The sequence below is a fragment of the Oryzihumus sp. genome (assembly GCF_054325275.1).
Genome location: NZ_JBTCWL010000003.1, coordinates 12633 through 33707 on the forward strand (window position 1 = coordinate 12633; position 21075 = coordinate 33707).

The following is a 21075-nucleotide window of genomic DNA, read 5'->3' on the forward strand; positions in this document are numbered from 1 at the left end:
CGTGCTGCTTGCCGCCCTCGCGGTCCCGGCCGTCGCCGGGACCGGGCTGGTCCTGGCCGGCCGGGCCGTCCGCGCCGTGGACCCGTTGCGCGCCAACGCCTTCGCCCTCGGGGCGTCCGTGCTCACCTTCCTGCTGGTCGTCGCCACCGTCATCGCGCGCCCTGGCCTGGACCGGCCCTGGGTGCCCTCGCTCGGGGTGCGCCTGCACCTCGGCGTCGACGGGATCAGCGCGCCCCTGCTGCTGCTCACCGCCGCCCTCGGCGTGGCGGTCGTGCTGCACGCACGCAGCCAGCCGCCCGAGGGCGGCTCTGTGACGACGTTCTACGGCTGCCTGCTCATCGTCGAGCTCGGCGCCCTGGCCACATTCCTGGTCCGCGACGCCGTCCTGTTCTTCGTCGCGTTCGAGACCGTGCTGGTGCCCATGTGGGTGCTCATCAGCCGCTACGGCGACCGGCACGACCCAGCGGCCCGGGCCGACGCCTCCGGCCGGTTCGTCCTCTACACCGCGCTGGGCTCGACGCTGATGCTCATCGGCATCCTGGCGCTCGTGCACGCCGCCGGCACCGGCGACCTGACGGCGCTCGCCGCCGGCCGCGGTGCGGGCATCGACCGCGGCACCCAGACCGCCATCGCGGTGCTGCTCGTCGCCGGGCTCGGCATCAAGGTCCCGCTGTTCCCCGTGCACACCTGGCTGCCGCCGGCCCACACCATCGCGCCCACCGCCGGCTCGGTGCTGCTGGCCGCGGTGCTGCTCAAGATGGGCACCTACGGCATCGTCCGGCTCGCCGTCGCCACGGTCCCGCAGGGGTTCGCCGCGGTCGCGCCGGTGCTCGGCGCCGCCGGGGTCGTCGGCATCCTCTGGGGAGGCCTGGCCTGCCTGGTCGAGGACGACCTCAAGCGGCTCATCGCCTACTCCTCGGTGGCGCACATGGGCTTCGTCGCGCTCGGGCTCGCCAGCGGCACCGCGACCGGTCTGCAGGCAGCGCTGTTCGCCAACGTCGCCCACGGCGTGGTCTCGGCGCTGCTGTTCTTCCTCGTCGGCGGCCTGAAGTCCCGCTGGGGCTCGGCCGACCTGCGGGTGGCCCGCGCCGCGCTGCGGGAGGTCTCCCCGCGGCTCGGCTTCGCCCTCGTCGTCGGCTTCGCCGCCTCCCTCGGGCTGCCCGGCCTGGTCGGCTTCTGGGGTGAGTTCCTGGCGCTGTATGCCGCGTGGTCACCGGCCGTGGGCTCCCCGGTCACGTTCTTCCGCGTGCTCGCGGCGGTGGCCGTGGTCGGCACCGCGCTGGCCGCCGCCTACTCGCTGCGCGTCCTGCGCACCGTCTGGGCCGGCGACCGGGACGCCCCGGCGTTGCCCGACGCGCGCGGCACGGAGCTGGCTGTCGTGGCGGTGCTGGTCGTCGCCGTCGTCGGGCTCGGCGTCCTGCCTGGCACGGTGCTGCGCAGCACCGCGCCGGACGTGGCCCGGATCGCCGTGGAGGCCGTCCGATGAGCGCCGTGGTCTCCGTCGACCTGCTGACCCTTGCCCCGGTCCTGGCCCCGGCCGCAGGGGCTGCGGCGGTGCTGGTCGCCGACGCCGCGGTGCCGCGACTGCGTCGCACCCACCTCGTCCTGGCCCTGGTCGCGCTCGCGCTCGGTGCCGCCGGCACGATCGGTGGACTGGGCGCCGCTGCCGGTGACGTCCGCAGGACGCTGTGCCTGCCCGGACACCCGGACGTGTGCCTTTACACCGCAGGCCCCGCGGCGTCCGCGCTGCAGCTGGCCGCCCTGCTCGGCGCGGTCGTCACGGTGCTGCTGGCCTGGCCGGGGGAGCGCGACGCTCCCCGCGGCCGCACCGCGGTGACCGTCAGCCTCGTGCTCGCGGCCACCACCGGTGCCACTGCGGTGGCCGCGGCCCGTGATCTCGGCTCCTGGCTCGTGGCCCTCGAGCTGGCCACCTTGCCCACGATCGGCCTGGTCGCCCTGCGCGGCGTCCGGGCTGCGATCTCCGGCGCTGTCGCGTTGCTGACCACCTCGCTGGTGTCGTTCGCGATGCTCGCCCTGGCCGCGGCCTGCTGGTACACCGCCACCGCGAGCCCGCTGCTGGCACCCGACGCGGCGCTCGCCGCCAACGCCGACCCCGCCCGGCGTGCCGTCCTGGTGCTCGCCGTGGTCCTGTTCGTCGCGGGCATCGGCTTCAAGCTCTCGCTGGTTCCCTTCCACGCCTGGACCCCCGAGGCCTACGACGGCGGGTCGCTGCCGGTCACGGCGTTCCTCGCCGGCGCCTCGAAGGTCGCTGCGCTGGCGGCCCTGCTGGTCGTGGTTCGAGCGATCACCCCGCTCGGCGCCCCGGTGCTGACCGCGGTCGCGGTGGTGGCCGCGCTGAGCATGACCCTGGGCAACGTCATGGCCCTGCGCCAGGACACCGTGCTGCGCCTGCTCGCCTGGTCCACCGTCTCCCAGGCGGGCTGGGTGGTCCTGCCCCTGGCCACGGTCTCGGCCGGGGCGGTGGAGGCCTCCACCGCCTACCTGTTGGCCTACGTGGTCGCCACGCTCACGGTGTTCGCGGTCGTGGCCGCCGTCGCCCAGCTGCGCGGCATGAGCGCGGCGCGCACGCTCACGGCATACCGGGGAATGCTGCGCGACCGGCCGGGACTGGCCGTCGCGCTGGGGCTGGGCCTGCTGTCCCTGGCAGGCCTGCCGCCGGGCGTCCTGGGTCTCGTCGCCAAGGTCGTCGCGCTGCGGCCGGTGGTCGCCGGGCAGCTGTGGCTGCTGGCCCTGGTCGCGGCGGCCAACGCGGTGCTCGGCGTCGCGGTCTACCTGCGTTGGCTGCGGGTGCTGTTCGAGCGTCCCGAGGGAGCTGACGTGCCGACCGCCCGGCGGGCCCACCCGGCCGTGCTGCTCGCGGTCGGGCTCGGAGCGCTCGCCCTCGTGGTCACCAGCGCCGCGCCGCAGCTGCTGCTGCACCTCGTCGGCGGCTGACCGGACCGGGCCCGAGTCTGGACGGCGGCTGGGCACCGGCTGGACGGAACGCGCGCGTACCCATCGACGTTGGACTGGGCATGCACAAGCACTACAACGGGCTCAAGACCGCCCTGCTGTTCGGCAGCATCTGGGCTCTCTTGCTCGCGATCGGCGCGCTGGTCCAGGGCGGCCGCTTCATCTGGTTCTTCGCCCTCATCGGCCTGGGGACCACGGCCTACGGCTACTGGAACAGTGACAAGCTCGCGATCCGCGCCATGCACGCCTACCCGGTCAGCGAGGCGCAGGCGCCGGTGATGTACCGCGTCGTGCGCGAGCTGTCGACGCGGGCGGGCAAGCCGATGCCGCGGCTCTACATCTCGCCGACCGAGGCGCCCAACGCCTTCGCCACCGGGCGCAACCCGCAGAACGCCGCGGTGTGCTGCACCGAGGGGATCCTGCGCCTGCTCGACGAGCGTGAGCTGCGCGGCGTGCTGGGGCACGAGCTGATGCACGTCTACAACCGCGACATCCTCACCGCCTCGGTCGCCGCGGCGATCGCCGGCGTCATCACGAGCATTGCCCAGTTCTTCATGTTCTTCGGCATGTTCGGCGGGGGCGGCCGCGACAACGATGAGGGCGGCAACCCGATCGCGATGCTGGCCATGGCGCTGCTGGCCCCGCTGGCCGCGGGGATGATCCAGATGGCCATCAGCCGCACCCGGGAGTACGACGCCGACGAGGACGGCGCGACCCTGACCGGGGACCCGCTGGCACTCGCCTCCGCGCTGCGCAAGCTCGAGATCGGCGTCTCGCAGGCGCCGCTGGCCCCCCAGCGCGACATCGTCAACGCCAGCCACATGATGATCGCCAACCCGTTCCGCACCCAGGACGTGTCCCGGTTCTTCTCCACCCACCCGCCGATGGCCGAGCGGATCGCCCGGCTGGAGGCGATGGCGACCGGCTACCGCGGGCACTGAACGGTCGGCTGAGCGGTCGACGACGTGCGGCGGGGTCCCGACAGGGGCCCCGCCGCTGCGCTGTCGGCGCAAACCGGTGACAACCCCGCCAGGGCCTCTGGTTAGGTGTGCCCATGGCGAGCTTGACACGAGTTGAAGCAGAGGCGCGTTCGGCGCTCATCGACGTCACGGCATACGACGTCTCCCTGAACCTCGACGCGGGGGAGAAGACCTTCGGGTCGACCTCCACGGTGCGGTTCACCTCCCGCGAGCCGGGTGCGTCGACCTTCATCGACGTCAAGGCGGTCGAGGTGCACTCGATCACCTTCAACGGCAGGGAGATCGACCCCTCAGCGGTGCGTGACCAGCGTGTCGTCCTGGAGGACCTGAAGGCCGAGAACGAGGTCACCGTCGTGGCGACGATGGCCTACAGCAAGGACGGGCAGGGTCTGCACCGGGCGGTCGACTCCGCCGACGGGCGGCACTACGTCTACGGCCACCTGTTCCTCGACGCGGCGCCGCGGGTGTTCGCCTGCTTCGACCAGCCGGACCTCAAGGCCCCCTACGACGTGCGGGTGCAGGCGCCCTCGGACTGGCTGGTCGTCGGCAACGGTGCGGCGACCCAGACCTCGGAGGGGCAGTGGACCCTGGCGACCACGCCGCCGCTGGCCACCTACTTCGTCACCGTCTGCGCCGGCCCCTACGTCTCGGTCAAGGCCGAGCACGACGGCATCCCGCTGGGCATCCACGCCCGCGCCTCGCTGCGGGAGGCGCTCGAGCGCGACGCCGAGCAGATGATGACCGTCACGAAGCAGTCGCTGGACTACTACCACTCGCTGTTCGGGATCCGCTATCCGTTCGGGGAGTACCACCAGGTGTTCGTCCCGGAGTTCAACGCAGGGGCCATGGAGAACCCCGGCTGCGTCACGCTGCGCGACCCGTACCTCTTCCGCGACGGCGCCACCCACGAGGAGGTGCTGACCCGCACCAACACCATCGCCCACGAGTGCGCCCACATGTGGTTCGGCGACCTGGTGACCATGAAGTGGTGGGACGACCTGTGGCTCAACGAGTCGTTCGCGGAGTACATGGCCCACCGCACGACCTTCGAGGGCTGCGGCTTCGACGACGCCTGGATCGACTCCTCGGTGGCGCGCAAGGCGTGGGGCTATGCCGCGGAGCGGATGCCGTCCACCCACCCGGTCGCGGGCTCCCCGGCGCCCGACGGTGACACCGCGCTGCAGAACTTCGACGGCATCTCCTACGCCAAGGGCGCGGCCACCCTGCGCCAGCTCATCGCCTACATCGGTGACGAGGCGTTCCTCGCCGGCGTCCGCGACCACCTGACCACGCACTCGTACGGCAACGCCGACCTCGCCGACTTCCTCGGCGCCATGGAGCGGGCCAGCGGCAAGGACCTCGGCGCCTGGGCCGACGCGTGGCTGCGCACCGCCCAGCTGGACACCATCGAGCTCGACCTCGAGACCGGCGACGGTGTCATCGCCGGGGCGAGCCTGCGCCGCACCCGGCCCAAGGACCACCCCGCCGACCGTCCGCACAGCCTCGACGTGGCCGGCTGGTCCGGAGGCGAGGAGGTGTTCCGCGTGGAGGCCGTGCTCGACCGGGACGACATGACGCTGCCCGACCTGGTCGGCGCTCCGGCAGCCCGCGTGGTCGTGCCCAACGCCGCCGACCTGACCTGGGCCACGGTCATCCTCGACCCCGCCACGGTGGAGGCGCTGCCCACCGAGCTGGCGCAGATCCCCGACGGCCAGGCCCGGGCGGTCGTGTGGACCGCGCTCGTCGACGGCGTGTGCCTCGGCACCGTCGACCCGCGGCAGATGCTGCGGGTCTTCGAGGGCGCGTGGGCTCTGGAGACGCACGAGTCGATCCTGTCCCGCATGGCCATCCAGATGGTCGGCCGGATCATTCCGCAGTTCCTCCCGGCCGCCGAGCAGGAGGCCGCCACCCAGGTGGTGGCCCGGGCGGCGGCGACGCTGCTCGAGCGCGCCGAGCCCGGCTCGACCACCGCCCTGCTGGCCGCGCGCTACCTCGCGAGGACCACTGACGACGTCGAGCTGCTCCGGCGCTGGGCCGCGGGCGAGGGCGTGCCGGAGGGTCTGGCCGGTGACAACGACCTGCGCTGGCTGGTCCTGCGCAACCTCGCCGGCCGCGGTGCCATCGGCGAGGCCGAGATCGACGCGGCGCTGGAGCGGGACAACACCATGCAGGGCGGCCTCCAGGCGCTCTACGCCAAAGCCGCCCGTCCGACGGCGGAGGCCAAGGCGTGGGCGTGGGAGCAGATCACCGGCGACCACGACCGGTCCAACTACGAGATGGTCTGGCTCGCCCAGGGCTTCTGGCAGGCCGGCCAGCTCGACCTGGTGCGCCCCTACGCCGAGCGCTACTTCACCGACGTGCCGGCGATGGCCGGGCGGGTCGGCGAGGACGCGCTGAACAACGTGGCCAAGCCGGCCTTTCCGTCGGTCGTCGTCGAGCCGGCCACCCTCGAGCTGCTCGAGCAGACCCTGGCCGGAGGCACGCTCACCCCGGCAGTCCACCGCGCGATGGTCGACACCGGCTCGCAGCTGCGCGAGGCGGTGACCTCCCGGGCGACCTGGGGCGCCTGAGAGGTGACCCGACCTCGTGGGTGACGGCCCGCGATACCGCTCCGGCCCCCGGGCGTGAGACTGCTCACGCCCGGGGGCCGGAATCGTTCACGCTTCAATCGTCTTGGCACTGGGGTAGGACAAACCCGACCTTCTTCCCCAGGATGGTGAGCCACCCGTGAGCGACGTGTTCGCCCCGTTCTCCCTCGGCCCGCACGAGCTGAGCAACCGCATCGTCATGGCGCCGATGACGCGCAACCGCGCCGACGCCGACGGTGTCCCGACCGACATCATGGCCACCTACTACGGCCAGCGTGCCGGCGCCGGCCTCATCGTCACCGAGGGCGTCCAGCCGTCGGCGACCGGGCAGGGCTACCCGCACACGCCGGGTCTGCACACCGACGCGCAGGTCGAGGGCTGGCGCAAGGTCGCCGACGCCGTGCACGCCGAGGGTGGCGTGGTCTTCGCCCAGATCATGCACGCCGGCCGCATCTCCCACCCCGCGCTGATCGGCACCCAGCCGGTGGCCCCGTCCGAGGTCAAGCCCGCCGGTGAGGTGTTCACCCCCGAGGGCCTCAAGCCGTTCGAGACCCCGCGCGCCCTGGATACCGCCGAGCTGCCGGGCATCGTGGCCGAGTACGTCGACGCCGCCCGCCGCGCGGTCGCGGCCGGCCTGGACGGGGTCGAGCTGCACGCCGCCAACGGCTACCTGCTGCAGCAGTTCCTCTCCGACAACACCAACCAGCGCACCGACGAGTACGGCGGCTCCCCGGAGAACCGCGCCCGCTTCGTCGTCGAGGTCACGAAGGCCGTCGTCGAGGCCATCGGCGCGGAGCGCGTGGGCATGCGCGTCTCCCCGGGTGGCGACTTCAACGACATCCACGAGACCGAGGCGGCGCAGACCTACGCCGAGCTGCTCGCCGGCATCAAGCCGCTGGGCCTGGCCTACCTGCACGTCATCGACGACCCGTCGGGTGAGGTCGCCGCTGCGCTGCGTGAGGGCTTCGACGGCACCGTCATCGTCAACACGGGCTTCGCCGGCTCCAGCGACCTGACCACGGCCAAGGAGGCCCTGGCCCAGGACCGCGGCGAGCTGTTCTCCATCGGCCGGGCCTTCATCTCCAACCCCGACCTGGTCGAGCGCCTGAAGGCCGACGCCCCGCTGGCCGACCCCGACATGGACACGTTCTACGCCGGTGGTGCCAAGGGCTACGTCGACTACCCCACGCTGGAGGAGTCCGCGGCCTGACCCGCACCCCCGGTATGCCGGGTGGCCGGCACCCTGCCACCCGGCATACACACAAGGGCCCCGCACCGTGACGGTGCGGGGCCCTCGTGCGTCAGGTCAGCGGTAGTTGACGAACTGCAGCGCCACGTCGAGGTCGGCGCCCTTGAGCAGCTGCTGCACGGCCTGCAGGTCGTCGCGGGACTTGCCGGTCACCCGCAGCTCGTCGCCCTGGATCAGCGGCTTGACGTTCTTGGGGCCCTGCTCGCGGATCAGCTTGGAGATCTTCTTGGCGTCCTCCTGGCTGATGCCGTCCTTGAGCGAGGCCTCGAGGCGGTACTCCTTGCCTGACGGCTTGGGGTCGCCGTCGCCGAGGTCGAGGGCCTTGAGCGAGACGTTGCGCTTGATCAGCTTGGTCTGGAAGACGTCGAGGACCGCGCGCACGCGCTCCTCGGAGTTGGCCTTCATGAGGATCTTCTCGCCGGACCACTCGATCGAGGCGCCCACGCCCTTGAAGTCGTAGCGCTGCGAGATCTCCTTCTCGGCCTGGTGCAGCGCGTTGCTGACCTCCTGCTTGTCGACCTTGCTGACGACGTCGAACGATGAGTCGGCCATGGCTGCTCCTTCTTCTCGGCACGGAGCCACTGGGCTCGCGGGGGTCTGGCTCGCGTCCAAGCCTGCCACGCCGACCCGATTTGGCTCCGGGTGTGGTGTCGTTGCTATCCTTCACACCGCACACGGCAGGTTGTCCGAGCGGCCAATGGAAGCGGACTGTAAATCCGTCGCGAAAGCTACGAAGGTTCGAATCCTTCACCTGCCACCACCGTGCACGATGGGCCCCTGACCGGCGGAAACGCCGGTCGGGGGCCTTTGCTTTTGTGTCCGGCTCTGGTCTGCCACGCCCGGCCGTCAAGGGCTGTCCTCGGCTGACGAGTGGATGAGGGGGCACCCCGGGGGAGGGGGCATCGCCGCTGGCCGCCCTTCGACTGCCGACGTCTCAGGTCTGTCTGACCCGTCGACGACGCCCCAGCGACCCCTGACGTGGGGTCGACCCCGCGTTGCTGGAGTGCGTGACAACAGGCGTGTCGGATGGGTCAACGTGCACAGTCAGAGTTGACTGATACGACCCCGGATCGGGGCACCACCGCATACCCCTACCGTAAGTCTCGGGGTCACCCAAGATGCTGCCGAGCCCGCGCCGTAGGCGAGCGAACCGACTCCCTGCGAGGCGTCCAGTCATCAGCGCGGTAGCCGAGTAGTTCGACGCTGCGGACGTCGAATTAGCGCGTCAGCTGATCGTCCATGTCGCCCATCGTGGGCCGTCCCACGGTTTCCGAGACCTGGCGGAGGTGAGCCTCATACACGTGCTGAAGCTGCGTCGCCTCGGCGACCAGATCCCCCTCGGTCATCTGCTCGACCGGCCCGTGACCAGCAACGATAGGTGCTCAGGACTCGCGGTGCGTGGTTGCCCGCGATTGACCCTGCCAGCTCCCGGAGCTACCACGGGCCGCCGGCGCGACCTAGCGTGGATGGATGGTGTCGACGGCCACGAGACACATCGAGTTCGACCCCCAGGACGGCGTGCCGCTGGAGGCGTGGCTCGCGCACCGGCGGGCCGAGGGGTGGGTCCCGATCCGGGGAGGCATCGCCGTGGTCAGCACCGCCGCCGGCTCCGTTCTGGCGTTCCGGATGCGGCACGTACCACGGGGTGAACCCATCCGCGCGGATCAGGGCTGAGCCGGGTGCCGGTGACCTGGTGCAGCACCCCCGGCGCCCGGGATGACCGCAGGGGTCGAGGGAGAGGTCCCGGACGCCTAGCCCTACCCCGACTGTCCGAGCCGGAGCGGGGCCGGGTGCCAACCCATTCTGGACACGTCCGCGCACCGGGGTCCTCGGCTCGCGACCCTTCGTTAGGAACCTGAGACACCGACACAGCCTCCCCAGCAGAGGCTGCCGTGCCCCTACCGGCGACCTATGGGTGTTTTCGAGGCAGTATTCGCCGTCGGCGCCCACTCAGTTCATGCCCTAGTCGAGCGCTGCTCGTGGCGACGCGGCAACGTGGTCAAAGTGATGACCGGCACGAACACGAGGACATTCCCATGAGCATCGCACCCGGCCCGCTCTCACTCGACGTTCCCGTGACTCCCGACCTGCCCGGTCGCATCCGGCGTGCCATCGCCAAGCAGGACCGCGACGAACTGACCTACCTCAACCCCATCATTCGGGCGTTGGCGTACGGCGACGTCACCGTCGGTGAGATCAAGGCCCTCAACGCCGAGCAGGCGCTGTGGCTGCTCAGCGAACGGGACAAGCCGCAGGCTTAGGCCGGCTGGTTGCCGGGCTCGCGGCAAAGCGTACGAGCATCCGGATGAGAGGACACCCCAGGCTCGGGTGAGCCCCTGACACCGAGAGACCACCGAGGGAAGGTCCGCGGTGTTGCGGTCCCGTTACAGGTGCCCACGCGGCAGAGCAGCCGGGAGCCCTGTCCCGTTGCGGGACAGGGATCCTCACGAACGGCCGGTATGCGCGGGTCAGCCCCTGGACGGGGCCGCGCGATGGGGGCGGCCGGGCCGGAATCATTCCCCCCGGATGAAGCGTGGCGGCCGCAGCCCGGAGAGGCTCCAGAGAACCGGTGCAGTCCCGGAGGTGCGGGAGAGGTCGGCAGACGCAGGAGACACCGATGGACATCCAGGCGCAGATCATCACCGAGAGGGGCGGCCACAGGGTCCTGCTCACCGTCTCGGGCAGGCAGGTCGAGACACCCCCGATCGAGCACCTGCTCTACTACGCCGGGCTCGCTGCGCTCGTCCAGGCGGAGCTCATCGAGCTGCCGATCGCCCTTGCGCTCGGAGTCGGCCACGTTCTGCTCGACCTGACCCGCCGCCCCGGGCTCTCCGCCCTCGGCGAGGCACTCGAGGAGGCGTGAGCACGCCCCACGCCCGCGGCCCCAGCCATACCGGCCCGGGGACCTGCGTCCCTTGTCGCCCGGGCCGCGGGGGATGAGGTTGAGATGGTCCTAGACGGGGAGGTTCCCATGCCCGAGAAGGCAACACCCGCGCGTACCGGCGAGCGGCGCGTCGCCAAGCGCCAGGCGACTCTCGAGAAGCAGGCGGCTCCCGAGAAGCAGGAGCATTTCCGTACGCTCCCGGTGCTGGTTCCGGAGGTACACGTACGGCACGTGCCCCTTCCTGAGGTGCACATGTCAGGCGTCTCCGTGCCCGGGGTGCACGTGTCGGTGCCCCATGCCCTGCAACCCCGGCTGCCGGAGGCCACCACCAACAGGGTGCTGTGGTTCGGCGGACTCGCTGCTCTGGCGGCCCTGGACGTGATCACCTGGCCGGTCGCCGGCGTGGTCGCAGCCGGCTCGTACATCGCTGAACGGAGGGCCAGGGCGGGGTTGGCCGAGAAGGTGGCTTCGGCACCGGTCCCCGAGCGCCTGGAACCGGTCCCCAAGCCTGTCGCCACGTGACGGCGGGCGAGCGCTCCGATCCGTCCGCGAACGAGACCGGCGGACCGGTTGCCGGCCGCCGCAGGACGAGCGCGGGGCGTCGGGGCAGACGCGTCTGGACCCGGGACGGCCGCGCCCACATCGAGGTCCGGGGCATCCACGAAGAAGGCCGTGAGCCCCTGGCACGTGAGCTCGAGCGGGAGATGGACCGGCTTGACGGGGTCGACTGGGCCGCGGTGAACCAGGTCACTGGTCGCGTCGTGGTGGCGTTCGTCCCCGACCAGGTCGACCTCCAGGACCTTGTCGGCGTCATCGAGGCGCTCGAGCAACGTCACGGCCTGTCCAGGACGTTGTTTCCCCATGACCGTCCGGAGCACCCGGGCGACGACGAGCCGGGTCAGCGCCAGATGTGGGCCCTGGCGGCCGACACTGCAGGGTTCGGCCTGGGGCTGGTCACCCGTGCCCTACGCGCCAACGCCGTGTCCACGGAGACGGCAGCCCTGGTGAGCCTGGCGGAGGCCACGCCCGCGGTCCGCAGGCCGTTGGAGGACAGGCTGGGGCCGGCCGCCGACGTCGGCCTCGCCGGGGTGCACGCGCTGGCCCAGTCACTGGCCGGGTCTCCCCTGAGCCTGGCCGTCGACGGGATGTATCGCGCGCTGGCCGCCGCCGAGCTCGCCGGGCGCCGGCGCGTCTGGGAGGAGCGGGAGGCCGAGCTGCACCGTAGGGCGGACCTCGGATGTGCCCCCCTCGCCCTGCCCGAACGACGGGGTGCGGCCCCCGAGGGCCCGGTGGAGCGCTACTCACGACGGTCCGCAGCAGCCGGTGTGGCCGGCGCCCTCGGGGCGCTGGCGGCCACGCGCGATCCGCGACTGGCCGTGGCGGCCACCGTGGCGAGCAACCCCAAACCGGCCCGCCTGGGGCGGGAAGGGTTCGCCACCTCCCTGGGCCGGCTCCTGGCCGCGCGCGGCGTCCTGTCCATGGATCCTGCGGCGCTGCGCCGTCTGGACCGCGTCGACACGGTCGTCCTCGATGCGGAGGTGTTGCTGACCGGGCGTGCCACGCTCGGCTCGGTCTGGACGCCGCCGGAACGAGCGGGCCAGGAGGACGAGCTGTGGCTCGCCAGCCGGATGCTCTTCGACACCGAGGCACCCGGGGAGGCCCGGACGTCGGGGCGCTGGAGGCTGGCTCCGTTGGCTTCAGGGGACGTGCCCCGCGGAAGCGAGGCGTGGGTGGCGGAACGGGCCTTGCGCCGGGGGCGAGCCCTGGTGCTGGGTCTTCACGACCCACACGGCCTGGCCGCGCTCGTCGAGGTCCTGCCTCAGGTCGACCCCCTCGCGCCGGCCCTGGTGGTGGCAGCCCGGGAGGCCGGCAACGTGGCGGTAGCAGGGCTGCACGCCTCATCGGTGACGGTTCGGCTGGGTGTGGACCAGCTGGTGCGTGGCGGGTCGCGCCTGGCGGGGGAGGTCCGCGAGCTGCAGGCTGCGGGCCACGTGGTCGCGGTGGTCACCGCCCGGCAACGGGCCGCGCTGGCGGCCGCCGACGTCGGCATCGGGGTGCTCCGCGAGCCTGACCGCCCGCCGTGGGGGGCGCACCTGCTGAGCTCCCGTGGGCTGCTGGACGCCTGGCTCGTCCTGGAAGCCATTCCCGTGGCGCGCACGGTGAGTCGGCGCAGCATCGCCTGCGCAGCCTACGGATCGGGTGCCGCCTCGCTGCTGGCCCTGTCAGGTCGACGCCGCGGCGCATCCTCACGGGCGGCCCTGGGGGTCAATGCCGCGGCCGGCTTTTCCCTGGCCGCCGGTGCCTGGGCGGCGCGAGGACTCGGAAAGCGGCCGGAACCCGTTGGCGATGACGTGTCCGACTGGCACGCCATGTCGGTCGAGGACGTGCTGGCGTCCCTGGAAAGCCGACCCCAGGGGCTGACGGGGGACGAGGTTGCGGGGCGCGACGCCGCGGCCCAGCAGGAGGGGGCCGAAGCGGAACGGGCCGGTGTCCTGCGCGCCACCCTCGACTCCTTGGCCAACCCACTGACGCCTGCCCTGGCAAGCGGTGCCGCGCTCTCGGCGGCTCTCGGCTCGATCGTGGACGCCGCCCTCATCGGCAGCGTGATGGGTTTCAATGCCCTGATCGGGGGCATCCAGCACGTCGGGGCGGACCAGGCGCTGCGGCGTCTCATGGCAGTCGCTGCCGGCCGGGTGCGCGTCCGCCGTGGCGGGGTCGAGCTCATGACGCCCAGCGAGGGCCTCGTGCTGGGCGATGTGGTCGTGCTACGGGCCGGCGACGCGGTGCCCGCTGACTGCCGCGTCCTCACCGCCCGCGGCGTGGAGGTGGACGAGGCGAGCCTGACCGGCGAGTCACAGCTCGTCACCAAGACGAGTGAGCCCTCGGCGGCACGAAGCGTCGCCGACCGGCGAAGCATGCTGTATGCGGGGACCGCGGTCGCCGCGGGTGAGGTGACGGCGGTGGTTGTCGCCACCGGTAACGACACGCAGGTGGGACGAAGCGCACGGATCGGGACCGACCAGCCCAGACGCAGCGGGGTCGAGGCCCGACTACGACGGCTCACCGCGCAGACCGTTCCCCTGTCGCTGGGCGCTGGAGCAGCACTCCTGGCTGGGGGTCTGCTCCACGGGCGTCAGCTGGGGCAGACCCTGACGACCGGCGTCGGGTTGGCCGTCGCCGCAGTCCCCGAGGGGCTTCCCCTGGTCGCGACCGTGGCGCAGCTCGCGGCCGCACGGCGGCTCTCCGGCCGCAAGGCGCTAGTGCGACATGCCTCGACGATCGAGGCGCTCGGCCGGGTGGATGTGCTCTGCGCCGACAAGACGGGCACGTTGACAACGGGGCAGATTCAGCTCACCTGCGTATCCGACGGCGTGTCTGAGCTGCCCCTGGGGGAGCTGGATGGCCCCGCGCGCTCCATCCTCGCCGCCGCCCTGCGAGCCACTCCGTCCGGCGAGGACGGCGCTCACGTGTCGCACCCGACGGATCGCGCGGTCATCGAGGGAGCACGGGTCGCGGCGGTCACGCAGGGGTTGGACGCGGCGGGGTGGCGCGTCGACGTCGAGGTGCCGTTCGAGCCCAGCCGGGGCTACCACGCCGTGGTGGGGCGGGTCCGGGCCGGCCGCCGCCTGGCGGTCAAGGGCGCACCGGAGGTGATCCTGCCCCGGTGCCGGACCTGGCGGCGGGCGAGGGGCGCGACCCGGCTGGATGCCCGTGGCCGGACGCGGCTGAACAGCCGGATCGACGAGCTGGCGCGGCGTGGCTACCGCGTCCTGGCAGTGGCGGAGGGCCCGGCGACGGGCACAGCGGACCTGGACGATGAGCGCGTCGCCGGACTCGAGCTGGTCGGTCTGGTCGCCATGTCCGACCCGGTCCGCGTCTCCGCGGCGGAGGCGGTGGGTTCCCTGCGCGCGGCGGGGGTCCAGGTGGTCATGGTCACCGGTGACCACCCGAGCACGGCCGAGTCCATCGCCGCCGAGCTCGGACTGCTCGACGGCAACGGGGTGCTGACGGGCTCGGAGGTAGACGCCCTGGCCGACGAGCAGCTCCTCGAGCAGGTCAGGTCCGTCGCGGTGTTCGCCCGTGTCAGCCCGGCACACAAGGTCCGGATCGTTCAGGCTCTCCAGGCAGCGGGGCGGGTGGTCGCGATGACCGGCGACGGCGCGAACGACGCCGCCGCCATCCGGGCGGCCGACGTCGGGGTGGCGCTGGGCGACCGGGCGACCGACGCTGCCAAGGAAGCCGCCGACGTGGTCGTCACCGACGACCGGATCGAGACCATCATCGACGCCATCGTCGAGGGCCGGGCGATGTGGGCCTCGGTGAGGGACGCGGTCGCGGTCCTTGTCGGCGGCAACCTCGGCGAGATCGTGTTCACGGTCGGCAGCGAGCTGCTGTTGCCCGGAGGGAGCCCGTTGAACGCGCGCCAGCTCCTCCTGGTCAACCTCTTCACCGACCTCGTGCCGGCACTGGCACTGGCCGTCCGGCCGCCCGACCGCGCAGAGCCGGCCGCTCTCGCGCGGGAGGGGCCCGACGCCTCCCTTGGTCCGGCGCTCGCCCGGGACATCCTGACCCGGGGGGTGGTCACCGCCGCCGCCGGGGCCCTCGGGTGGCAGGCGGGCCGGCTCACGGGACTCACCAGGGGCCGCGCCAACACGGTGGCCCTGGTCTCACTGGTGGGTTCCCAGCTGGGTCAGACGCTGGCAGCCGGCTGGCGCAACCCTCTGGTTGTGGGTTCCTCACTGGCCAGCGCCGCGGCTCTGGCCGCAGTCGTGCAGACGCCAGGGTTGTCGCAGTTCTTCGGGAGTCGCCCACTGGGGCCGGTCGGGTGGACCATCGGGGTCACCGCGGCCGCCGGGTCGACGCTGGCGGCGCCGGCGGTGAGTCGGCCGATGGACCGGGTGTGGGCGTCCGACGGCGAGTGAACGCGCCACCCGGTGCCGTTCAGCATGGTGCGGAAGCGTGGAAGGAAGGGCTGGCCGGCGCTGCCGGGCTCACGGGGGCGGTCCGGACTCGGCGAGGCGCCTGACCCGAACCGGCGCAGCAGCCGTCGGTAGACCAGCAGGGTGAACGCGGCGCCCACGTGCTGCCGGACCCGCTTCGCCCACGGCAAGTGGGCCGTGGCGCCCCCGCGCCCTCGAAGGGCCCCTTGAGGCTCAGCACCGTGTCCCACAGCGGTGAGATCGAGAACCGGGTGCCAGGTCTTGGGCGGTGAACCGGCGTGAGCACCGCCGAAACTACAGCGATGGCGCAGAATCCGGCCGGCGCCCCACGCGGCGGTCAGTGCACGGTCTCGCCTCCGGCGTCAGGTGGCCCGGGGCGCCGCCCGGTCTGGGGCCAACTGGACAGCCGGGGCGATGCACTCAACGGAATGCCGGAGCGTTTCATGGTTGGGGCCCGCCGGTAGCGCAAGCTCGTAGCCGCCCAACTCAGGTGAGGGATGCCGCTCTGTGGGTACCCATACGGCCCATGCGCGACCGAGACGAGAGCCCGGGCGCGTTTGCGCTGGTCAGGAGGTCGCTGCTGGCTCCCTGTATGTCCGTCGCTAAGGCTACGAAGGTTCGAATCCTTCACCTGCCACCCAGTGCAGATCGGCCCCCGACTGAGCACCAGCTCAGCACGGGGGCCGATCTCTTTTCTGTCCGGGCGTGCCCGGTGGGATCCGGCTGACGATGGCTGTCCGCCCCCACGTGCGCCCCTGTGCGCCCTCGGTCACCGGGCGGCCCCATCCCTGTCCGCTCGGTGACGCACCGGAGGTGGCTCGAGGGTTGGCCGCTGACCCCGCACCCGCTCCCGCTGTACGGCGGGGTCGGCTTCCCGGGCGAGCCCTACCGGTACGTCGAGCGTGCGCGCTGGCGCAGGGGTCAGTGGCAGGCCGTTGTGCCGCTGTCGGTGAAGGACTGGCCTGCCTCGGGCACGAACGTCCAGTCGTAGCTGCTGCTGTGCAACGTCAGCTGGAGCACGCCGAACGTGGTGTTGTCGGAGGCCTGCAGGTTGGGCAGCGGGCTGGCCAGCGCGGCGTGGTTGTGACCGCCGGTGCCGACGATGAACTCGCGCACCCCCTGTGTCGGGTCGTTGGCGCTGGTAGGGCTTTGCGGGGCGTAGCGGGCGTAGATGTGCTTGTGCCCGGTCAGCAGCACGTCGACGTGGGCCTTGTACAGCGCCTTGATGACGGGGAGGTACTTCTTGGCCAGGGTGCCGTTGGCCCAGTACGGCTCGTGCATGTAGGCCAGCGTGCACTGGGCGGGGTGGGCCGCCAGGTCCTTATCCAGCCAGGTGAGCATCGGGCTGGTCGACGAGCACCCGCCCACCCCCGGCTGGGTGCACTCGGAGTTGAGCGCCACGACGTGCCAGGCGCCGATGTCGTAGCTGTAGTAGCCCTTGCAGGCCGAGGTGCAGGAGGGGTTGTCCGGGCTGGCGTTGGCTCCGAAGTAGGTGAAGTAGCCCGAGGCCCCGGGGACCGAGCAGGTGCTTCCGCCGTAGTCCTGGTCGCCGACCACAGGGTGGCTCTTCGCCAGGTACTTCCCCCAGGTTGGGGCGTAGACCTGCTGGTAGCCGCTCAGCGTGCCACAGTCGTACTGGCCGTCCCCGAGTGGCAGCACCGCGTCGTACAGGACCTGACCGAGCAGGTTGGCCGTGGCCTGCTGGTGGCAGGCGTTGGCCTTGGCCTTGCCCGGCGGTTGGCAAGTGATGTCGCCTGCGGCGGCGATGACCGGATCCCCGGCCGCCTGCGTCACGGTGGCCGGCAGGGCCAGAACGAGCGGCATCGCGGCGACCACCGCCACCACGAACGCGAGCCAACGGCGCCGAGCTTTCACGAAACCTCCCCTTGAACCGGGCCCTGCCGCACCCGGGCAAACCAGCGTTGGGCTGACAGGGAGGGACTACGTCCGAATACCGATGGTCGCGGACGTCCGTCTACGCACGTACCGTCAAAAGGACGGGAATTTTGAGCGCGGCGCCCTCCCAACGGAGGAGGACGCCGCCCCGCCCATGTCCCATCGCTGATCTCACGTGCGTGCGCCGGGGGCCCGCCGCGTGCATGCGGCCATGAACGGGGCTCCCTGTTGCGGCGTGTGCCGCCTATGGTTGGGCCATGCGGCCGGTCGAGCTGATGACCACCGAGGAGCTGGTCGCCGAGGCAAAGGCGCTTCAGCGGATGTACGAGGCTCGTCTCGCCCAGGCCTCCGACACGCTTGAGCGCCCCACGATGGGCGACATGGACGAGGACCTGTCGCGGTACTTCGACGTTCGCAGCGAGCTCCAGCGGCGTGAGGATGGGCCGCCCCTTGACGGCATACCGCTCGGGCCCGCGGACGGGGCTGGCTGATCAGCCCAGTTCGAGCAGTCGTTTGGCCGTGTCGAGGGCCTTCATCTCACCGTTCATGTGCTTCCGAACGCGGGCGCTCAGGAACAGCTTCCGAAGGCCAGGGATCTCGGCGTCGAGCATGAAGGTGACCTCAGTGCCGGAGCCGTACGGGGCGAAGCGGTACTCGCCCCTGGGGCGGACCGGCCCGTCGGCGCCCCTGAACGCGTAGCGGGTGGCCGGTTCGTAGGCCGTCACCTCGACGTCCGCCGGGACCCCACGGCCTCCGTGGCCGTTCACGACCAGATGGATCCTCTCCCCGACGACCGGCGGTCCCTGGCTGGCGGTCCGGATGACCTGGGGCCGCCACCGGTGGTCGTTGGCCGGATCGGTGAAGAACGCGAAGACGGCCTCCACCGGACGCCCGATGAGGACCGAGCGTTGCGCCTGTGGCATGGGGTTTCTCCAAAGCTGTGCACCCCTGCGCAAACCATGGTCGCCGGCCCCGATGATGCCGGCATCGTCCGGCCCGGATGGCTCCCGCTGACGTTAGTCAATGGCGGTGGCGAGACCGCTCCAGAGGCGGGCTCGAATGGAGGCGCCCTTCTCCTTCTCGTGTTCTGCCACGAGCCACAGCGCTTGCTCGGCGTCCAGCGCCTTGACCTGGGCCTCGGACGCCTCGGCGACTGCGGTGCGGGGGCAACTCCCTCGGTTCGTTCCTCGTCCAGACACCCACGATGCAATGACCGGGCGTGCACCCGGCGTCAGCGGCATGAACGGCGGAAACGTGGCGAGGAAGAGCGCTGCGCAACCAGGCAAACAACCCAATTCGGGCGAGGGCTGGGAGGTCAGCGGCCGCCCGACCCGGGACTATTGGGGATTGCGAGGGCGCGAGATCGCACGTGACCATCAGGCATGGATCAGGACTCGACCCCGCTCAGTTCCCGGATCCGCCACGGGCTGCATCCCGACTTCCGCGAGGTCGCCGCGCAACTGCATCGGGACTTCGACCTGCTCACCGGTGCGGAGGTGGTGGATCGGGTTCTTGACGAGGTGGCTGCCCGCTTCGCCGACGCCCGTGTGCGCACGTTCCTGCCGCTGCTGGTCCACCGCTACGCCAGGAGCGACCTGCGTTCGGTCACCCTCGCCCCAGGTGGGGCCGTGCCGGGCAGGGCTGGTGCCAGCGGAGTCGCCTCGCAAGCCTCGTCGGCGGGCTGACCAAGGCCATGCCGGGCGGAGGCCAACCCGACCCCACGGCATACCGGTCCGTTGGAGGGCGGCTGCGGGCCGCCACCGATCGCGGCACGGTGCTGGACGACCCCTCGGACGCTGAGCTGCTCGGGCTCCTGGAGGACATCGACGCCGGCGAGGGCAGCTGCCTGATCGTTGAACGACTCGACGACCGCTCGGGCCAGACGTACGTGCAGGTGCTGCGCACCGAGCGCGATCCCGGCTGGGAGGTCGAGCACCGCGCGGGCAGTCCGGAAAGACATTTCCACACCGCCGTTGGCGACATCGAGTCCGCCCACCACCTCGTGGCGGGCTGGGCCCTGGACCACCCCGACTGGCTCGACTCCGTGCGCTGGACAAGGGTGGAGTTCAACCCCTAGGCCACCTGCTGTTTGCGCATGACGACGCACAAGCGCAGCCCGGTCGGGATCCGCACGATCGTACGAACCCCACGGACCGGTCCCCAGCCCCGGCCGCGCACGTTGGCCAACCACGTCTTGAGCGGGATGCCGGCCGACGGGTCAAAGGTCGACTGCCTGCAGCTGTGCTCCAACCCCCGACGGAGCGACCTCACCCCGGCGGGAAGGGCCAGAGCCTCAGGATGTCCACGGCACGACCCGGCGGCGCCGGGCGGCGCGGGCCTTCTCCCGCGCGAAGACCAGCCGCCGGGCCACCTCGGCGTCCAGGGCCTCGATCTCGCTCAACCGGACCAGTCCCTGAGTGAGCCCTCGGATGATCGGGTTGAGGACCTGCAGCTCCTGGGCATCGTTGTGGGCGATTGCCCGACGAAGCCGGGTCGGCAGGTCCGTCGACACCAGAAGGTCCATCTCCATGCTCATCCCAGCCTCCAACACGCCATCTCTGAACGGTCGCCTCACCCTCGGCCCCGACAGTGATCGCCAGGCAACGCCGATGTGAATGCCGGACCCGACCATTGCGAACCATGGCCGCGGATCCGCCACTCCACGCCTGCCGCGCGCACCCCTTGACGGCCCAGCGGCCGCTTCGACGGGCCCGGAGCCTTGCAGTCTCAGTCGGACGCGACCGCTACGAGGGAGCGGGTTCCGTTGAGTCTGCAGGTGATGATGGCAAGAACCGTCCTCGATCCTGACGGACACCGGTCCCAGCGACCGACTCATCACCCGGACTCGCCCACCCGGCATGCGTCCTGCGGTCTCGTTAGGGACCTGAGACCGGGACCGTCACCCCGCAGCCACCGAGTGGTTTCGGTCGGCGAGCCGAGGTACTCGGGCGCTGATAAGGAACACCTTCGGGTTGGGTCTCGTTCATCCCCCTGTCGAAGGGCGCTCACCCACGAGGTCCACGGTTGAGTCCGTGAAACCTAGGGCCATGGCTTCCGACGACCGCGGCAGTGGCGTTGAGCCCACCACCACGACACCGGACCTTCCCGGCCGAATCCGGCAGGCGCTCAGGCAGCGCGACGAAGCCGAGTTGGCGTTGCTCAACCCGATCGTGCTCGCCTTGGCCAAGGGCGAGGTAACCGTCAGCGACCTCGAGCCGTTGGACGCTGAACAGGCACTGTGGCTCGTCGCCGCCCGGGCGCAGGAGCGAGGGGACATCGCGGCCGCCGACTTCATCAGGACCCTGCACCGGTGACGAGCGGATGAGCCCGTGTCTCGCAACCACTGATGGCTGGGCTCTCTTGAGTTCCGTTGTTGCCCAGGTCTCGGGCGTGTGGGGCGCCGCCATTCAGGGCATCCTCCAGTTCACGTGCATACGTGTCGTCTCCGAAGGCCCACCGTCCGCAGACAGGTCGAGACATCACCCGGTGCTTTCACCCTCCGGGCGGTGTCCAGGGCCTCTTGAAGGGTCATGCCGTCCAATGAGGCCGGGCTGATCTCCAGCGC

At 71.6% G+C, this 21075-nt stretch carries 18 protein-coding genes and 1 tRNA gene; 15 read left to right on the forward strand and 4 right to left on the reverse strand.

The window, feature by feature from the left end; genetic code table 11:
• The first annotated feature begins 1 nt into the window (after position 1).
• The 5 genes from ACXVGS_RS01010 to ACXVGS_RS01030 all read left to right on the forward strand — a co-directional run bounded on the left by ACXVGS_RS01010 (position 2) and on the right by ACXVGS_RS01030 (position 7751).
• A complete protein-coding gene (locus ACXVGS_RS01010) occupies positions 2-1486 on the forward strand; it encodes a complex I subunit 4 family protein (protein WP_458536536.1) in 1485 nt (494 codons plus the stop codon).
• The gene (locus ACXVGS_RS01015; RefSeq protein ID WP_458536064.1) at positions 1483-2955 is read left to right on the forward strand and encodes a proton-conducting transporter transmembrane domain-containing protein; all 1473 of its coding nucleotides are present in this window, start codon (positions 1483-1485) and stop codon (positions 2953-2955) included. The genes ACXVGS_RS01010 and ACXVGS_RS01015 overlap by 4 nt, the downstream gene beginning before the upstream one ends.
• Positions 2956-3035: 80 nt before the next feature.
• Entirely contained in the window at positions 3036-3914 is an 879-nt protein-coding gene (gene htpX / locus ACXVGS_RS01020) for a zinc metalloprotease HtpX (RefSeq protein ID WP_458527802.1), read from the forward strand.
• A gap of 113 nt (positions 3915-4027) precedes the next feature.
• Positions 4028-6523: an aminopeptidase N gene (gene pepN / locus ACXVGS_RS01025; protein ID WP_458531338.1), complete on the forward strand. Its 2496-nt coding sequence runs from the start codon at positions 4028-4030 to the stop codon at positions 6521-6523.
• 157 nt (positions 6524-6680) lie between these two features.
• A complete protein-coding gene (locus ACXVGS_RS01030) occupies positions 6681-7751 on the forward strand; it encodes an alkene reductase (RefSeq protein WP_458533102.1) in 1071 nt (356 codons plus the stop codon).
• Between the two features lie 96 nt (positions 7752-7847).
• On the opposite strand, the gene ACXVGS_RS01035 is transcribed toward ACXVGS_RS01030, so the two are convergent.
• Positions 7848-8342: a YajQ family cyclic di-GMP-binding protein gene (locus tag ACXVGS_RS01035; protein WP_458527805.1), complete on the reverse strand. Its 495-nt coding sequence runs from the start codon at positions 8340-8342 to the stop codon at positions 7848-7850.
• Between the two features lie 124 nt (positions 8343-8466).
• On the opposite strand from ACXVGS_RS01035, the gene ACXVGS_RS01040 reads away from it, so the two are divergent.
• The 6 genes from ACXVGS_RS01040 (at position 8467) to ACXVGS_RS01065 (ending at position 15596) form a co-directional block, all read left to right on the forward strand.
• Positions 8467-8550 (forward strand) — tRNA-Tyr (locus ACXVGS_RS01040).
• 710 nt (positions 8551-9260) lie between these two features.
• Positions 9261-9464, forward strand: a complete 204-nt coding sequence (locus ACXVGS_RS01045) for a hypothetical protein (RefSeq protein ID WP_458527806.1) — start codon at positions 9261-9263, stop codon at positions 9462-9464.
• A 362-nt stretch (positions 9465-9826) separates the two neighbouring features.
• Positions 9827-10051, forward strand: a complete 225-nt coding sequence (locus tag ACXVGS_RS01050) for a hypothetical protein (RefSeq protein WP_458527807.1) — start codon at positions 9827-9829, stop codon at positions 10049-10051.
• Positions 10052-10407: 356 nt separating this feature from the next.
• A complete protein-coding gene (locus ACXVGS_RS01055; RefSeq protein WP_458527808.1) occupies positions 10408-10653 on the forward strand; it encodes a hypothetical protein in 246 nt (81 codons plus the stop codon).
• Between the two features lie 108 nt (positions 10654-10761).
• Positions 10762-11196, forward strand: a complete 435-nt coding sequence (locus ACXVGS_RS01060; RefSeq protein WP_458527809.1) for a hypothetical protein — start codon at positions 10762-10764, stop codon at positions 11194-11196.
• A 182-nt stretch (positions 11197-11378) separates the two neighbouring features.
• Complete coding sequence (locus ACXVGS_RS01065; RefSeq protein WP_458536537.1) at positions 11379-15596, forward strand: HAD-IC family P-type ATPase; 4218 nt, start codon at positions 11379-11381, stop codon at positions 15594-15596.
• Between the two features lie 939 nt (positions 15597-16535).
• Here ACXVGS_RS01065 and ACXVGS_RS01070 read toward each other — a convergent pair.
• Positions 16536-17489, reverse strand: coding sequence for a hypothetical protein (locus ACXVGS_RS01070; protein WP_458527811.1), 954 nt, complete (start codon positions 17487-17489; stop codon positions 16536-16538).
• A 278-nt stretch (positions 17490-17767) separates the two neighbouring features.
• On the opposite strand from ACXVGS_RS01070, the gene ACXVGS_RS01075 reads away from it, so the two are divergent.
• Positions 17768-18001: a hypothetical protein gene (locus ACXVGS_RS01075; RefSeq protein ID WP_458527812.1), complete on the forward strand. Its 234-nt coding sequence runs from the start codon at positions 17768-17770 to the stop codon at positions 17999-18001.
• Here ACXVGS_RS01075 and ACXVGS_RS01080 read toward each other — a convergent pair whose 3' ends face one another.
• On the reverse strand, positions 18002-18433 hold the full coding sequence (locus tag ACXVGS_RS01080) for an SRPBCC family protein (protein ID WP_458531342.1): 432 nt from the start codon (positions 18431-18433) through the stop codon (positions 18002-18004).
• A gap of 459 nt (positions 18434-18892) precedes the next feature.
• Between ACXVGS_RS01080 and ACXVGS_RS01085 the strand changes: the two genes are divergently transcribed.
• Both ACXVGS_RS01085 and ACXVGS_RS01090 read left to right on the forward strand, forming a co-directional pair.
• Positions 18893-19195, forward strand: coding sequence for a three-helix bundle dimerization domain-containing protein (locus ACXVGS_RS01085; RefSeq protein ID WP_458527814.1), 303 nt, complete (start codon positions 18893-18895; stop codon positions 19193-19195).
• Between the two features lie 8 nt (positions 19196-19203).
• A complete protein-coding gene (locus ACXVGS_RS01090) occupies positions 19204-19587 on the forward strand; it encodes a hypothetical protein (protein WP_458527815.1) in 384 nt (127 codons plus the stop codon).
• Between the two features lie 216 nt (positions 19588-19803).
• Here the strand turns inward: ACXVGS_RS01090 and ACXVGS_RS01095 are convergent, their stop codons facing one another.
• Entirely contained in the window at positions 19804-20040 is a 237-nt protein-coding gene (locus tag ACXVGS_RS01095) for a hypothetical protein (RefSeq protein ID WP_458531343.1), read from the reverse strand.
• 517 nt (positions 20041-20557) lie between these two features.
• On the opposite strand from ACXVGS_RS01095, the gene ACXVGS_RS01100 reads away from it, so the two are divergent.
• A complete protein-coding gene (locus ACXVGS_RS01100; RefSeq protein ID WP_458531344.1) occupies positions 20558-20824 on the forward strand; it encodes a hypothetical protein in 267 nt (88 codons plus the stop codon).
• Positions 20825-21075: the final 251 nt, after the last annotated feature.

Coding starts and splice junctions, on each gene's coding strand:
- ACXVGS_RS01090 (WP_458527815.1), top strand. CDS start 19,204: ATGCCGGGCGGAGGCCAACCCGACCCCACGGCATACCGGTCCGTTGGA.
- ACXVGS_RS01075 (WP_458527812.1), top strand. CDS start 17,768: ATGCGGCCGGTCGAGCTGATGACCACCGAGGAGCTGGTCGCCGAGGCA.
- ACXVGS_RS01050 (WP_458527807.1), top strand. CDS start 9,827: ATGAGCATCGCACCCGGCCCGCTCTCACTCGACGTTCCCGTGACTCCC.
- pepN (WP_458531338.1), top strand. CDS start 4,028: ATGGCGAGCTTGACACGAGTTGAAGCAGAGGCGCGTTCGGCGCTCATC.
- ACXVGS_RS01060 (WP_458527809.1), top strand. CDS start 10,762: ATGCCCGAGAAGGCAACACCCGCGCGTACCGGCGAGCGGCGCGTCGCC.
- ACXVGS_RS01080 (WP_458531342.1), bottom strand. CDS start 18,433: ATGCCACAGGCGCAACGCTCGGTCCTCATCGGGCGTCCGGTGGAGGCC.
- htpX (WP_458527802.1), top strand. CDS start 3,036: ATGCACAAGCACTACAACGGGCTCAAGACCGCCCTGCTGTTCGGCAGC.
- ACXVGS_RS01100 (WP_458531344.1), top strand. CDS start 20,558: ATGGCTTCCGACGACCGCGGCAGTGGCGTTGAGCCCACCACCACGACA.
- ACXVGS_RS01055 (WP_458527808.1), top strand. CDS start 10,408: ATGGACATCCAGGCGCAGATCATCACCGAGAGGGGCGGCCACAGGGTC.
- ACXVGS_RS01045 (WP_458527806.1), top strand. CDS start 9,261: ATGGTGTCGACGGCCACGAGACACATCGAGTTCGACCCCCAGGACGGC.
- ACXVGS_RS01095 (WP_458531343.1), bottom strand. CDS start 20,040: ATGGAGATGGACCTTCTGGTGTCGACGGACCTGCCGACCCGGCTTCGT.
- ACXVGS_RS01015 (WP_458536064.1), top strand. CDS start 1,483: ATGAGCGCCGTGGTCTCCGTCGACCTGCTGACCCTTGCCCCGGTCCTG.
- ACXVGS_RS01065 (WP_458536537.1), top strand. CDS start 11,379: ATGGACCGGCTTGACGGGGTCGACTGGGCCGCGGTGAACCAGGTCACT.
- ACXVGS_RS01085 (WP_458527814.1), top strand. CDS start 18,893: ATGGATCAGGACTCGACCCCGCTCAGTTCCCGGATCCGCCACGGGCTG.
- ACXVGS_RS01035 (WP_458527805.1), bottom strand. CDS start 8,342: ATGGCCGACTCATCGTTCGACGTCGTCAGCAAGGTCGACAAGCAGGAG.